Raw genomic sequence first — 14,681 nt, forward strand, 5'->3', positions numbered from 1 at the left:
GCTCACCAGCCGATCCTGCCCTTGCCCGACACCAGCGCGCGGGCGATCACCAGCCGCTGCACGTCGTTGGTGCCCTCGCCGATCGCCATCAGCGGCGCGTCCCGGTAGAGCCGCTCGACCACGAACTCCTGCGAGTAGCCGTAGCCGCCGTGGATGCGCATCGACTCCAGCGACGCCTTCAGCGCCACCTCGGAGGCGAAGTACTTCGCCATCCCGGCCTCCATGTCCACCCGCTTGCCGCTGTCGGCCTGGGACGCGGCCCAGTACGTCAGCAGCCGCGCCGCCTGGATCTCGGTGGCCAGGTCGGCGAGCTTGAGCTGGATCGCCTGGAAGTCGGCGATGGGCTGCCCGAACGCGGTGCGCTCCCGCGCGTAGCCGAGCGCGGCGTCGTACGCGGCCTGCGCGACGCCGACGGCGCGGGCGGCGATGTTGACCCGGCCGATCTCCAGCCCGCCGAGCACCTGCTGCATGCCGCGCCCCTCGACGCCGCCGAGCAGGGCGGAGACCGGCACCCGTACCTCGTCCAGCACGACCTCGCAGGTCTCGGTGCCCTTGTAGCCGAGTTTGGGCAGGTCGCGGCTGACGCTGAAGCCGGGCGACGACGGGTCCACGAGCAGCACCGACATGCCCTTGTGGGCGGGTTCGGTGATCGAGGTCTTGACGAGGACGGGCAGCGGGTCGGCGTGGCGGGCGTTGGTGATCCAGGTCTTGGTGCCGGTCACCACGTAGTGGTCGCCGTCGCGGACCGCGCGGGTCTGGATGCCCTGCAGGTCGGTGCCGGCGCCGGGCTCGGTGAGGGCGATCGCGGTGCGCCGGGCGCCGGTGGCGAGGTCCTTGAGGTAGAGCCGCCGCTGCTCCTCGGTGCCGTGCCGGTTGATCATCCAGCAGGCGAGCGAGTGGGAGCCGATGGTGCCGGCCACGCCCATCCAGCCGCGCGCGATCTCCTCGAAGACCAGCGCGAACGACACCATGTCCGCGCCCATGCCGCCGTACTCCTCGGGCACGGACAGGCCGAACAGGCCCATCTGCTTCATCTTGTCGATGATCTCGGCCGGGTATCTGCCGGAGTGCTCCCACTCCACGGCCACCGGCACGATCTCCTTGTCCACGAACGCGCGCAGGGTCTCCCGGAACGCCTTCTGCTCGTCGGTCAGCTCGAAATCCATGTGCCTCGTCCCCGGTCCGCTTGCTGATCAGGCAGCTCACGTTAATAAGGCGGCACTTACCGGGTCAATGTCCTACGCGACGGTCCGGGCGGCGAGCTTGGCGACGACGTCCACGATGCGGACGGCGCGCTCGATCTCCGCGCGGTGGAAGACCGGCCCTCCGGCGGCGCGCGCCACGACCAGGTGCATGCGGTGCTCCAGCACCGGCAGCAGCATCAGTCGCAGCTCGCGGGCGTCCACGGCGACGGCCCGGGGCGGCGGCGCGGGCAGCTCGAAGGTGTCGGGGGCGGCCAGCGAGGCGTGCCGTACCGCGCCGTCCGCCACCGCCAGCGACCACTCCGCCCCGCACAGCCCCGGCAGCGCGTCCACGAGGGTGGCGAGGCCGCGGCCCGGCTCGGCCACGACGTGCGAGAGCAGGTCGTAGTCGAGCGCCGATCCCGGCACCTCCTTGGTGGTCCACACCCCTTCGACGCGCACGCCGGGCACCACCGACAGCCGCTCGCCGGCCTCGGCCGGGGTCACCGGCCCCGGCCAGGAGACGGTGAAGTCGTCCACGGCCCGCCCGGCCTCCCTTTCGAGCACGGTGACCTGCAGGATGTCGGCTCCGAGTGTGCCCAGTGCCTTGGCCACCCGGCCGAGCCCTCCCGGCCGGTCCGGCAGGGACACCCTCAGTCGCAGCAGCATGCCGCCCCCCTTTCCCGAGCTCTCACAGTGCCGTGGAAAGGTTTCCAGCATGTTCCACGGAAATGTCGTACATGCTGCGGTTCTATCCCTAGATGCGGGTTTAAGTCCGGATTATCAACCACGGTCTGCCCATGGTGAGCTGGAGTTTTCGCAGATCGCGTCCCAAGAAGGCCAAGAAGGCCAGGTCAGGCGAACACGTCCTGCTGGTAGCGGCCGTCCGCCTCCAGCCCGGCCAGCCAGGCGGCGCCGTCCTCGCCGGTGCGCTCCCGGTGCAGGTCCAGGAGGGCCTGCCGGACGGCGGGGGCCATCCGGAGGCCGTCGCCGCAGACGTACACGTGCGCGCCCCGCTCCAGCAGCTCCCACACCTCCTCGCCGTGCGCGGCCAGGGCGTCCTGGACGTACCGGTACGGATGCCCGGCGACCGCCGAGTACGCGGCGTGCACGCTCACCTCCGGCCGCCCCGCCCAGGCCGCGAGCTCGTCGCGGTACAGCAGGTCGTGCTCGGGGTGCCGGCACCCGGCGAACACCAGGGCCCGCCCGGGGGCGTCCGACAGCGCCCGCTCCTCCAGGAAGCCGCGCAGCGGCGCGAACCCGGTGCCGGGACCCACGAGGATCACCGGCGTGGCCGGGTCGGCGGGCAGCCGGAACGCGGGCGCGGGCACCCGTACGTAGCCGTAGAAGACCTCGCCCTCCCCCAGCCCGGCCAGGTACGCCGAGCAGGTGCCGTGGTAGGTGCCGCTCCCCGACCAGGCGGGACCCTCGACGAGCCCGACCGTGAGCCGCACCAGCGACGGGTCGGCCAGCGGCGAGGAGGAGATCGAGTAGTAGCGCGGCCTGATCGGCCCGGCCAGCTCCAGGAACACCGGCAGCGGCAGCTCGATCGCGGGGAAGCGGTCGAGCAGCGCCAGCGGGGACAGGCGCTTGGCGAGGACCTCCTCGGCGTAGTTCGCGGTCAGCTCGGCGAGCTGGCGGCGGGTGAACGGGCACGCGGTGTGGGCGGCCAGCGCCTCCAGGTCGGCGCGGGTGGCGACCTCCTGCAGCTCGGCGAACTCGCCGAGCAGCAGCCCGGCGGTCACCGGCGTGTCCACGGGCAGGTGCGTGGCGCCGGAGGCGCGCAGCCGCAGGACCTGCTCGCGGGGGACGCGCAGGCAGCGCAGCGCCCATTCGACCAGCTCGGGATCGTTCTTGGCGAAGACGGCCACGTGGTCGCCCGCCGTGTACGTGACGCCCTCGGGCAGCCGGGCCACGATGGAGCGCACGCCGGGGCGGGGCGCCTCGGCCGAGAAGTCCCAGAGCCCTGTGGGGTCGCCGGTCAGCTCCTCGTTGGAGACGACGGTCAGCGGGACGGCCCGCTCGGAGACGACGGCGGGCCGGACCTCGGCCTCGCTCAGCACCTCCATCGTGTAGCGGGGGCCGGTGGCGGCGGAGCCGGCGCCGTACTCCTCGGCGAGGGCCGCCCACAGCCGGGCGGTCCAGGCCGACACGTCGCCGTCGAAGTCGCCGTCGGTGTCGGCCTCGCCCCGCTCGACCAGCGGCACCGCGCCGGCGGCGATCAGCTTCTCACTGGCCCGGCGCGGGAACGCCTGGTAGGTCGGCCACTGGGTGTTGCCGCAGCCGAGCACCGCGAGGCGCACCCCGGACAGGTCGGGCAGCGTGCCGAGGGCGTCGAAGCGCTGGGCGTTGTCGGGGGCCTTGCCGTTGTAGGAGGAGGCGATCACGATCAGCAGGCCCTCGCGCGGCGGGTCGAGCTCGTCGAGCGTGGTCAGCGTGGTGGCGAACCCGGCCCGCCCGGCCCGCTCGGCCAGCCGCTCGGCGAGGTCGGCGCTGGTGCCGAGGTTGGAGCCGTAGGCGACGGTGAGCGGCACCCCGGCGACCGCGACGTCCCGCTCCCTCCCGGTCGCGGCGTCGGCGGCGACGTCGGGGAGCGCCACGACGGTCCGCTCGTGGGCGCGCCGCTCGCGCACCCGCAGCGTGAACCCGTCCGGCTTGAGGGTGAGGGTCTGCTTGATCTTCATCCGGTACGCGTCCGGGTCGGACAGCGCGAAGCGCCGCAGGATCATCGCCAGCGCCAGCCGGGCCTCGGTGAGCGCGAACTGGCGGCCGATGCAGGCCCGCTCGCCGTTGCCGAACGGCTTGTACGCGGCCGGGTGGTGGTTCTTACGCTGCTCGGGCAGCCAGCGGTCGATGTCGAACTCGTCCGGCCGCTCCCACGCCCCGGGGTGGCGGTGCAGGACCGGCAGCAGCACGCCCACGCCCTGGTCCTTGGGGATCGGGTAGCCGCCGATCTCGGTGTCCTCGATCGCGCTCACGCCGAAGGCGGGGATCGGCGACCAGAGCCGCAGCGTCTCCTCCAGGATGCGGGGGATGACGTCGAGCTTCATGATCGTCTCGTAGGAGGGCGGCTCGTCGCCGGGCAGCAGCCGGTCCACCTCCTCGTACGCGCGGGCCAGCGTGTGGGGCTCGCGCAGCAGGTTGTACAGCGCGAAGGAGAGCAGGCCGCTGGTGGTCTCGTGGCCGGCGATGAGGAAGGTGAGCACCTGGTTGCGGATGTTCTCGTCGGACAGCCGGGCGCCGGTCCGCGGGTCGGCGGCCTCCAGCATGAGCCCGAGCAGGTCGCCGGTCGCGCCGCCGCCCTCGGCCCTGCGGGCCTTGATGACGTCGTCGACGAGGGCGCGCATGGTCGCGATGTCGCGCCGGTAGGCCTCCTCGTGCCGGCGCTTGAGCCGGGTGACGAACGGGAGCTGCTGGTTGCGCAGCATGGCCTCGGTGAGCGCGCCGCCCATGGCCTTGAGGAACGGGTGCAGCTCCGGCGAGTTGAAGGAGTCGAAGCGGTGGCCGAACCCGGTGAGCGAGATCGTGTCGAGCGTGAGCCTGGTCATGTCGTCGGCGACGGGCAGGTCCTGGCCCTGCCGGGCCGCCCACGAGGCGACGAGCTGCTCGGCGACCTCCAGGAACTGCGGATAGTACGCCTTCATCGAGCGCTGGCTGAAGGCCGGCAGCAGGATGCGGTGCGCCTGCCCCCAGACCGGCTCGTGCCGCTCGGCGGTGAACAGGCCGTCGCCGCCGAAGTCGCGCACGATCGACAGCGGCGGCCGGATGCGCTTTTCGAACCGGCTCTCGTCGCACACCTCGGCGACCAGGTCGGGGTCGAAGACCATCACGATCGTCCGGCCGGCGACCTCCAGGCGGAAGACGCCCTCGTCCCGGTAGCGGGCCGCCACCTCGACGAAGTGCTCCGTCGGCGCGTGCGCGGGGATCTGCAGCGTGTTGCCGAGGAGGGGCAGCCCTTGCGGGGCGGGGATCGTCCGTGCCATCACGTGCTCCAGAAATCTAGCCATACACCGTATGGATGACGCTACCATACGGTGTATGGCTGTGAGCGCGCGCAGAGGAACCCCGCTGAGCATCGACGAGATCAGCGCCGCGGCGCTGCGACTGGTGGACGCGGGCGGCGTCGAGGCGTTGTCCATGCGCAAGCTGGCCGCCGAGCTCGCCGTCAACCCGATGTCGCTCTACCACCACGTGGAGAGCAAGGAGGCGCTGCTGGAGCTCGTCTGCGCCACGACGGCGGGGCGGATGAGCCTGCCGCCCGACGACGGCCGGCCGTGGCAGGAGCAGCTCCGCGCCCTGGCGTTCGCCTACCACCGGCACGCGCGGGAGCACCCCGCGCTGTGGATCTACGTGCACGGCCATCCGCGGATCGTCGCCGACCGGCGGCTGTCACTGTGGCAGGTGCTGGAGCGCATCCTGCGGCTGGCGGGGGTGCCCGAGGACGGGCTGCGGCGCACGAGCGACGTGCTGTACGCGTTCGTGTCGGGGATCATCCTGTCGGAGCTGCAGGGTCACCTGCCGGACGACCCCGAGGAGACCGGGCGCAGCCTGAACACCGCGGTCGAGCTCATCGTCAGAGGTCTGGAGGGCGGCGCGGCGGGCTGATCAGCCGGCCGCCTCCCACACGGAGTCGAAGGCGGCCCCGGGGATCTCGGTGAGATCCCAGATCTCCAGCGGCTGGTCGGTGAGGAAGCCCTGCTCGTCCTGCAGGTGCTCCCACCAGTAGCGGCGGGCGGCGCGGTCGGGGCCGACCTCGACCTGCCGGATCGCCCACTGCTCGCCGTCGCCGCCCTCGACGCTCTCGAACAGCCACACCCGGCCGGCCTCGTCGGCGGTGTGCCAGTAGCGGCGCGGGCCCTCGGCCTCGGCGAGCTGCCGGACCAGCGGCCGGCGGAGATCTGGAGCTACCACGCGCCCATGCTAGCGGCCGCTCTGGTAGGCGCCCGCGTCCGGCGAGCCGCCCAGCTCGCGGCCCAGGACGTCCTTCTGGCGGCCCGCGACGCCGCCGAACCAGGCGGCGGTGAGCGGCAGGGCGCGGCCGATGGCCGGGGAGCCGGGCCGCAGCCGCAGGTCGGTGCGGGAGACGAACTTGGGATCGGCGACGACGGACTTCGGCCCGAGCTTGAACTTGGTGCGCCCGCGGTAGACGCTGCCGTCCTCGTCGGCGCCCTTGCCGTCCTCCCAGCCGGCCTCGCCGCCGACGATGATGACGTTGTTGCGGAGCTTGAGAATCCCGGGCGCGCAGCCGTCGTGGCAGGACCATCCGATGGTGTCCTTGCCGGGCAGGTAGACCGAGTTGTGCACCGCGATGGTGCCCTTGACCGGGCCGACGACGTGGCGGGGGCCGCGGGTGACGAGGAAGGAGGCCCGGCCGCGGGAGGAGGTCACGACGTTGAAGGCGAAGACGTTGCCGGTGGCGGTCCTGCCCTTGCGCGCGCCCAGCTCGGTGAAGGTCTCGTTGTCGCGGGAGATGTTGTGGGTGACGAGGTTGCGGTCGCCGTTGTAGATCTCGACGGCGGCGCCGTCGGTGCCGTAGTCGGCGCTCTTGGCGTAGCTGCCGCTGATGGTGTTGCCGGTGATGACGTTGTCGTCGCCGTTGAGCAGCACGCCGAAGGCGCCGGAGTCGTTGTCGCCGCCCGCGTCGTTGACGCTCATGCGGTTGTTGCCGCTGATCACGCTGTCGCGGACGGTGTTGCGCGAGCCGGTGATCTGCACGCCCGCGACGTTGCGGTCGGCCCGCACGCCGGAGAGCTGGTTGTCATGGCCGGCGAGGCGGAAGCCGGCCCAGCGGCACCGGGTGGCGCGCAGGTTGCTGACCCGCCAGTGGTCGCCGCTGATGATCACGCAGTCGTCGTCGGAGCCGGTGATCTTGGCGTCGGGGCCCTTGCCGTAGGTCTTGACGACGATCGGCCGGGCCGCGGTGCCCTTGGCGGTCAGCAGGAGCGGGCCCTGGAAGGAGCTGCCGCGCTTGACGGCGACGGTGTCGCCGGGCTTGAGGTCGGCGACGTTGACCGCGTGGAGCGTTCTCCACGCGGTGCGGGCGCTGGTGCCCTCGGCCGAGTCGTCACCCGTTTTGGAGTCGACGTAATAGGTGGTGCCCGCTTGGGCCGAGGCCGCCGTCGCGGGAAGGGCAGGCAGGATCGAGGCCATGACGGCTACGGACAGCAACCTCATCGGAGCGCACCACTATCTAATTGAAACGACAAGTAACAGACGCCACCGTAGCGTGTTCAGTGCGTGACACGCCATACGCTGAGTGACGGCGCGTCGCCGGGAATCTCGTCGCCGTCGGCCGCGTCGTGCACGCCCTGCATCCGGACGCCCGTCGGCAGCGGCTCGCCAGGGGCCCGGCGCGCGGCCACCACCAGCGTCTCCTCCTCCGTCTCGCGGGCGAAGACCAGGCAGTCGGCGTCGGCGTGCAGCCAGCGCAGCCCGCCGTGACGCAGGGCGGGCTCGGCGCGGCGCAGGCCGAGCAGCGCCCGGTATCCCGCGAGGGTGGCGAGGTCCTGGTCGGCGGGCCGGTTCCAGGGCATCGGGGTGCGCGAGTGCTCGCCGTTGACGCCGGTCAGGCCGAACTCGCTGCCGGCGAAGACCATGGGCGTGCCGGGCAGCGTGGCCTGCAGGCCGAGGGCGAGCAGGTGGCGCTCGCGCGAGCCGGTGACGGTGCGGATGCGCGGCGAGTCGTGGGAGTCGAGGAGCTGCCAGGAGTGCACGAGCGAGCGCCACGACATGTGGGCGGCGAAGGTCGTGAAGGTGGCGAGCGTGGCGTGCCCGTCACGCTCCGGCACGCCGCCCGGCACGCCGAGGAAGTGGTCGAGGTCCAGGCCGGGGTCGCGCAGCCAGGCCCAGACCGGGCGGGTGAAGCCGCCGTAGTTCATGGTGCCGTGCCAGCCGCCGCGGTCGAGGTCGCCGCTCGCGTCGTGGTTGTGCTCGGCGATGAAGGCCGCGTCCGGGCCGAGCGCCGCCCGCAGGTACGCGGCGGCCTCGTGCGCGAGGTCGTCGGCGCCGCGCCGCCCCGTCATGTTGGCGACGTCCACGCGCCAGCCGTCGAGCGGGCCGAGCCAGCGGGTCAGGACCTCGCGCATCCCCTCGCGTACGCGCGGGCTGTTCCAGTTGAGCTTGGGCAGCGACTTGACGCCCCACCAGGACTCGTAGTCGCCGGTGTCGGGGTCGAAGTAGAACATCTCGCGCTCGGGCGCGGCGACGTCGGAGACGGCGGCGGTGAACCACTCGTGGGTGTCGCCGCAGTGGTTGGTGGTGACGTCGCCGAGCAGGCGCATGCCGCGGGCGTGCAGCGCGTCCGCCAGGCGGTGCAGCGCCGCGTCGCCGCCGAGCAGCGGGTCGACCCGGTCGAAGGTGGCGGCGTCGTAGCGGTGGTTGGAACGGGCCGGGAAGATCGGCGTCAGGTAGACGGTGTCGGCGCCGAGGCTCTCGACGTGGTCGAGCCGCCGTACGACGCCGTCGAGGTCGCCGCCGTAGAACTGCTCGGCGGTGCCGGGGCCCGACGGGATGACGGGGTCGGCGTCCCAGTCGCGCGGCAGCGCCCAGTCGGGCAGGTCACGGTCGGGCAGGTCGCGCATCGGGCGGGAGCGCTCGAAGCGGTCGGGGAAGATCTGGTAGACGATCGAGTCCCGCATCCAGCGCGGCGGCGGCTCGTGGCAGACCAGCCGGAAGTCCGTGGCGTCGGTGACGTCGTGCCCCACGAGGCCGGCGGCGGTCAGCCACCTCGGGCCCCGCCCGGTGGCCAGCAGGAACCGGTAGGGCGTGACCGGGTTGACGGCGGTGATCTCGGCCCGCCACCAGACGTCCCCGCGGCCGAGGCCGGGGACCCGCCTGGCGGCGGGCGCGGCCTCGGCGTAGCGGGGCTCGCCGTCCTGGACGGCCCGTACGTGCACGCCGGTGACGCCCGCGGCCCGCGGCGCGCGCAGCCAGAGCGTCACCCGCGCGCCGAGCTCGGGCTCCTGGTCGGGGACGTACAGGGCGGAGCCGTCGTGGTGCGGCTCCTCGACGTAGCGCAATGCACCTATCCCTTGACTGCGCCGGCGGTCAGGCCGGAGACGATGTACTTCTGCAACCAGAGGAACACACCGACGGTCGGAACGGCGGTCAGCAGCGTGCCCGCGGCGAACATGCCGAAGTTCGCGTTGCGGTGGTCGCCGGCGATCATGCCGTACATGCCGACCGAGAGGGTCTTGCTGCCGGGGTCGCGCAGGAACACGTTGGCCATGAGGAACTCGCTCATCGTGCCGATGAAGGCCAGCAGCGCGGTGACCGCGAGGATCGGGGTGACCAGCGGCATGATGATCCGCCAGAAGATCTGCGCGTGCGTGGCGCCGTCCACGGTGGCGGCCTCGTCGAGCTCCTTCGGCACGGTGTCGAGGAAGCCCTTCATCAGCCAGGTGTTCACGCCGAGCGCGCCGCCGAGGTAGAGCAGCAGCAGGCCCCACGCGGTGTTGAAGCCGAACGCCGGGTAGAGCTCGGTGACCTCGGTGAAGATCATGAAGATCGTCACGATGGCCAGGAACTGCGGGAACATCTGGATGAGCAGCAGCGCCAGCAGCCCGGCCCGGCGGCCCGCGAAGCGCATGCGGCTGAAGGCGTAGGCGGCGAACATCGACAGCAGCAGGCTCGCGAACGACGAGGCCAGCGCGATGAACACCGAGTTGAAGAACCAGCGCCCGAACGGATAGGTGTCCGAGGTGAGCAGGTTCACGAAGTTCGTCACGCCGGCGCCGGACGGCAGCAGGTCGGTCGAGGCCAGCGTGCCCAGCGGGTTGATCGCCGCCGACACCACGAACAGGATGGGGAACAGCGCGAACGCGCAGACGACGAGCACGAACACGTGCCTGAGGGCGAGCTTCACGCGTAGACCTCCTCCTGCTTGCGGGTGCGCCGGAAGGCCACCGCCGAGACGAGCGCCACGATCGCGAAGATGAACACCGAGATGGCCGCGGCGAACCCGAACTGCGCCCCGGCCGCGCCGAAGGCCAGCCTGAAGGTGTAGGTGATGAGCAGGTCGGTGGCGCCGACCTGCGGGCTCGCGGCCGGGAAGGGCCCGCCCTCGGTGGTGAGCGCGATGGCGTTGAAGTTGTTGAAGTTGAACGCGAACGACGAGATCAGCAGCGGCGTCAGCGCGACCAGCAGCAGCGGCAGCGTCACCCGCCGGAAGGCCCGCCACGGGGTCGCCCCGTCGATGGCCGCCGCCTCGGTCAGCTCGCGCGGGATGGCCTGCAGCGCGCCGGTCGTGACGAGGAACATGTACGGGAAGCCGAGCCACAGGTTGACCAGGATCACCGCGAGCCGGGCGGTCACGGGCTCGCCGAGCCAGTCCACGTGCACGCCGAGAAGCTGGTTGACCAGGCCGAAGTCGCGGTTGAACATGTCCCGCCAGACCAGCAGCATGGCGAAGGCCGGCATCGCGTACGGCAGGATCAGCGCGATCCGGTAGAACCGGGTGCCGCGCATGCGCGGGTGGTGCAGCGCCAGCGCGACCGCCATGCCGAGGCCGAACGTGCCGAGCACCGAGGCCAGCGCGAAGACCGCGTTCCAGCCGAGCACGCCCAGGAAGTAGCCGGAGATGGTGGGGTCGGTCAGGGCGCGGGCGAAGTTGGCGAATCCGACGTTCACCTGCCAGCCCTGCGCCAGGTGCTCACCCTTGGCGTTGACGAAGTAGCCCTGGTCCTCGTCGGCCGTCCAGGGGCCGCCGGCGCCGCGTACGCAGTCGCACGCCTCGTCGTACACGAGCGCGGCCCGGCCCTCGACGGCCCGGCTGAGCCCGTTGGCCTTGATCAGGCCGCCGGAGGTGGGCACGGCGAGGGCGGAGACCTCGGCGGCGCGGGCGGCCGCCTCGGGGGCCTTGAGCACGGTCAGGCCGGGCGCGGAGACGACCTTGCCGGTGATGCCGAGCTCGGCCCCGGTCAGCGGGGTCAGCCCGTCGGCGGTGCCGAGCGAGACCTGCTTGGTCTTCGGGTCGGCCAGCAGGAACACCAGCTCCTCGCCGCGCAGGGCGGGGGTCAGGGCGTACTCGGGAGAGCCGGGGGCCTGGCGCACCGAGCCGGTCTCGATGGCGGTGACCGCCTCGGCCTTGCTGCCCCGGTGCCCGTCGCCGAAGTTGGTGAACGCGGTGGTCGCCGTGTAGACGACGGGGAACACCTGGAAGGCGATGAGGAAGACGGTGCCGGGGACGAGGTACTTCGCCGGGACGAAGCGCCGGGTCAGGTAGAGCAGGGCGATGCCCGCGGCGGCGGCGCACAGCACCACGAGCGCGGCCCACGACTCGGTGGCGACCAGCGGCGGAACGGCGTACAGCAGGATCGCGGCGGTCACGGCGAGCACCGCGATCCGGCTCACCACGAACGCCGTGGTGATCTCCCTGCGGGGCCGGGCGGGCGGCGTCCCCGCCGCCCGCCCGCTCTCGCGCACGTCGAGTGCCACGGCGTCAGTTCTTGAGCGCGCCGTCGACGGCCTTCTGCGCGGCCGCCGCGGCCTCGGCCGCGTCGCCGCCCTTGACCGCCGCGTTCTCGGCGATGCCGAACGGCTCCCAGATGGCGGCCATCTCGGGGATGGCGGGCATCGGCATGCCGTCCTTGCCGGCGTCCATGAACTTCACGGCGTCCGGGTCCTCGGCCTGGACCTGCTGGAGCGCGGCCGACAGCGCCGGGGGCCGCGGGTCGGCCTTGTAGAGCGCCATGGCGACGTCCACGTTGGTCACGTAGTTGGCGACGAACTCCTGGGCCAGGGCCTTGCTCTTGCCCTTGGAGGCGACGAAGAAGGTCTGGACGCCGACGAACGGGGTGGCGGGCTTGCCGTCCTTGAACGCGGGGACGGGGCTGATGTCGTAGGAGACGCCGGCCTTCTTGACGTCGGCGATCGCCCACGGGCCGGAGACGAGGTAGGCGCACTTGCCGCCGGCGAAGTTGACGATGTAGTTCTCGTTGGTGATCGACGTGCGCAGCGCGCCGTCGCCCTTCTCGCCGAGGTCCTTGAGCTTCTCGAACGCCTTGACCGAGTCCGGCGAGCCGAGCAGCACCGTCTTGGGGTCGGGGTCGCCGGTGGAGGTGGCGCCGAACAGCGCGCCGCCGGCCGAGGCGAAGATCGGGTAGACGTGGAAGGCGTCGCCCTTCTGGCCGACCGGCAGGCAGAGCACCTCCTTGACCTTGCCGTCCGCCTTGAGCTTCTTGCCCTGGGCGATCAGGTCCTCGATGCTGGCGGGGGCGTCGGGGGCGAGCTTGGTGTTGCGGATGAGGGCGATGTTCTCCACGGCGTAGGGGGCGCCGTAGATCTGGCCGTTGAAGGTGACGGCCTGCAGGGCCTTGGCGGAGAAGGCGCCCTTCTGCTCCTCGGTCAGCGTGATCGGGTCGATGGCGCCGTTCTGCACCAGGTTGCCGATCCAGTCGTGCGCGCCGATCATGATGTCGGGGCCGCTGCCCTGCTGGGAGGCGGTGAGGAAGGTCGTCTGGTTGTCCTTGGAGATCTCCTTGACCTCCACCTTCACGCCGTTCTCCGTGCCGAAGGCCTCGGCGAAGGGCTGCAGCGGCTGGACCCGGCTGGGGTCGGCCCAGATGACGAGCGTGCCGCCGCCCGCGGCCGCCGTGGCGGGGGCGGACGCGCCGGACGAGGCGGTGGGGGCGGCCGGCTCTGCGCCGCCGCAGCCCGTGGCGGCGAGGGCGAGGGTCGCGAGGGCGGCCACACCCAGAGCACGCTTGCGCATGAGACCTCCTGAGGTCACGCAGAAGCAGCGGCGCGCTGATGGCGCGCCGCCGCGGAGGGAAAGCCCGAACGTTTCCAGGAAGTTAGCGGCTCTTTGCAAGAATTGGAAGGTCTTGCGAAAGAGCGTTACCAAACCCGCACGTCGCTTCTGCAACTTGCGGAAAGTTACGCTTGACCCAGAAGCGACGATCAGGACATCCTTCACCAGAACATCACAGGACCACTTGGTCCCCCGGGGGAAGGAACACCATGCTGCTCGGCAACGACGACTGGTGGCGGGACGCCGTCGTGTACCAGGTCTATCCGCGAAGCTTCGCCGACGCGAACGGCGACGGCACCGGTGACCTCCAGGGCGTGCGCGGCCGCCTGGACTACCTCGCGAGCCTCGGCGTGGACGCGATCTGGCTCAGCCCGTTCTACACCTCGCCCCTCGCCGACGGCGGCTACGACGTGGCCGACTACCGCGACGTGGACCCGCGCTTCGGCACGCTCGCCGACTTCGACGCCCTCGTCGCCGAGGCCCATGGCAAGGGCATCAGGGTCATCGTGGACCTGGTGCCGAACCACTCCTCCGACCGGCACCCCTGGTTCCAGGCCGGCCTGCGCGACCGCTACATCTTCCGCGACGAGCCCAACGACTGGGAGTCGATCTTCGGCGGCCCGGCGTGGACGCAGGTCGAGGACGGCCAGTGGTACCTGCACCTGTTCGCGCCCGAGCAGCCCGACCTCAACTGGGACAACCCCGAGGTGCGCGCCGAGTTCCGCGACATCCTGCGCTTCTGGCTGGAGCGCGGCGTGGACGGCTTCCGCGTGGACGTGGCGCACGGCATGATCAAGGCCGCCGGCCTGCCGGACGTCGGGGCGAAGGACGGCCCGCAGGCCGAGATGCTCGGCGACGAGCAGGTGCCCTACTTCGACCAGGACGGCGTGCACGACATCTACCGCGAATGGCGGCCGATCCTCGACTCCTACCCGGGCGGCCGGATGGCGGTGGCCGAGGCGTGGGTCTCCTCCCCCGAGCGCCTGGCCCGTTACATCGGCCCGGACGAGCTGCACCAGGCGTTCAACTTCGAGTTCATGATGGCCGACTTCCATGCCAAGTCGTTCCGTACGGTCATCGAGAAGTCGCTGGCCGAGGCCGAGCTGGTCGGCGCGCCCACCACCTGGGTGCTGTCCAACCACGACAAGCCGCGCCACGTCACCCGCCACGGGAGCCTGGCCCGCGCCCGCGCGGCCACCCTGCTCATGCTGGCCCTGCCCGGCTCGGCCTACCTCTACAACGGCGAGGAGCTGGGCCTGCCCGAGGTTCTCGACCTGCCGGACGAGCTGCGCCAGGACCCGGCCTTCCTGCGCCGGGGCGAGAGCCGCGACGGCTGCCGGGTGCCGATCCCGTGGACCGCCGAGCCCGGCTGCGGCTGGCGCGACCCGTGGCTGCCGATCCCGGCGGAGTGGACGGCGCTGTCGGCCGAGGCCCAGGAGGACGACCCCGGCTCGACGCTCAACCTCTACCGGGCCGCGCTGCGCCTGCGCAGGCGGCATCCGGCGCTCGGCGGCGGCACGCTGTCCTGGCTGGACTCCCCCGAGGACGTCCTGGCCGTCGAGCGGGACCCCGGCCTGGTCGTGGTGCTCAACACCGGCGAGCGTCCCGTGCCGCCGGGCGTCGCGGGCGAGGTGCTGCTGTCCAGCGGCCCGCTGGCGGCCGACGGGTCGATCCCGCCCGACACCGCCGTCTGGATCCAGCGCTCCGGCTCCGGCACCGACGATTGATAGCTGATGCTTTGGGGGATCTTT

The 14,681-nt window shown here is 71.9% G+C and carries 11 protein-coding genes; 2 read left to right on the plus strand and 9 right to left on the minus strand.

The features are described from left to right. Positions 1–2: 2 nt before the first annotated feature. The 3 genes from ABD292_RS35220 to ABD292_RS35230 form a co-directional block, all read right to left on the minus strand. Positions 3–1,166 (minus strand): acyl-CoA dehydrogenase family protein, encoded by a 1,164-nt coding sequence (locus ABD292_RS35220; protein ID WP_344215121.1) that lies wholly within the window; start codon positions 1,164–1,166, stop codon positions 3–5. Between the two features lie 72 nt (positions 1,167–1,238). Next, positions 1,239–1,850 carry an ACT domain-containing protein gene (locus tag ABD292_RS35225; RefSeq protein WP_344215123.1) on the minus strand — a complete coding sequence of 204 codons (612 nt, stop codon included), beginning with the start codon at positions 1,848–1,850 and terminating at the stop codon, positions 1,239–1,241. A 185-nt stretch (positions 1,851–2,035) separates the two neighbouring features. Next, entirely contained in the window at positions 2,036–5,164 is a 3,129-nt protein-coding gene (locus ABD292_RS35230) for a bifunctional cytochrome P450/NADPH--P450 reductase (protein ID WP_344215125.1), read from the minus strand. A gap of 55 nt (positions 5,165–5,219) precedes the next feature. Between ABD292_RS35230 and ABD292_RS35235 the strand changes: the two genes are divergently transcribed. Then, entirely contained in the window at positions 5,220–5,786 is a 567-nt protein-coding gene (locus ABD292_RS35235) for a TetR/AcrR family transcriptional regulator (protein WP_344215127.1), read from the plus strand. On the opposite strand, the gene ABD292_RS35240 is transcribed toward ABD292_RS35235, so the two are convergent. Genes ABD292_RS35240 through ABD292_RS35265 form a run of 6 tightly spaced genes read right to left on the minus strand, consistent with a single transcriptional unit; the run spans position 5,787 to position 12,891 of the window. Beyond that, positions 5,787–6,092, minus strand: coding sequence for a hypothetical protein (locus tag ABD292_RS35240; RefSeq protein WP_091093265.1), 306 nt, complete (start codon positions 6,090–6,092; stop codon positions 5,787–5,789). 9 nt (positions 6,093–6,101) lie between these two features. Next, positions 6,102–7,355, minus strand: a complete 1,254-nt coding sequence (locus ABD292_RS35245; protein WP_344215131.1) for a NosD domain-containing protein — start codon at positions 7,353–7,355, stop codon at positions 6,102–6,104. A gap of 56 nt (positions 7,356–7,411) precedes the next feature. Further along, the gene (locus ABD292_RS35250; protein ID WP_344215134.1) at positions 7,412–9,199 is read right to left on the minus strand and encodes a glycoside hydrolase family 13 protein; all 1,788 of its coding nucleotides are present in this window, start codon (positions 9,197–9,199) and stop codon (positions 7,412–7,414) included. Between the two features lie 5 nt (positions 9,200–9,204). Next, entirely contained in the window at positions 9,205–10,044 is an 840-nt protein-coding gene (locus ABD292_RS35255) for a sugar ABC transporter permease (RefSeq protein WP_344215136.1), read from the minus strand. Then, positions 10,041–11,615 (minus strand): ABC transporter permease subunit, encoded by a 1,575-nt coding sequence (locus tag ABD292_RS35260; protein ID WP_344215138.1) that lies wholly within the window; start codon positions 11,613–11,615, stop codon positions 10,041–10,043. The genes ABD292_RS35255 and ABD292_RS35260 overlap by 4 nt, the downstream gene beginning before the upstream one ends. 4 nt (positions 11,616–11,619) lie before the next feature. Next, positions 11,620–12,891 carry a sugar ABC transporter substrate-binding protein gene (locus ABD292_RS35265; RefSeq protein WP_344215140.1) on the minus strand — a complete coding sequence of 424 codons (1,272 nt, stop codon included), beginning with the start codon at positions 12,889–12,891 and terminating at the stop codon, positions 11,620–11,622. Positions 12,892–13,139: 248 nt separating this feature from the next. Here ABD292_RS35265 and ABD292_RS35270 point away from each other — a divergent pair, with 248 nt between their 5' ends. After that, a complete protein-coding gene (locus ABD292_RS35270) occupies positions 13,140–14,657 on the plus strand; it encodes a glycoside hydrolase family 13 protein (protein WP_344215142.1) in 1,518 nt (505 codons plus the stop codon). Positions 14,658–14,681: the final 24 nt, after the last annotated feature.

The sequence above is a fragment of the Nonomuraea bangladeshensis genome, from assembly GCF_039529455.1.
GTDB classification, from domain to species: domain Bacteria; phylum Actinomycetota; class Actinomycetes; order Streptosporangiales; family Streptosporangiaceae; genus Nonomuraea; species Nonomuraea bangladeshensis.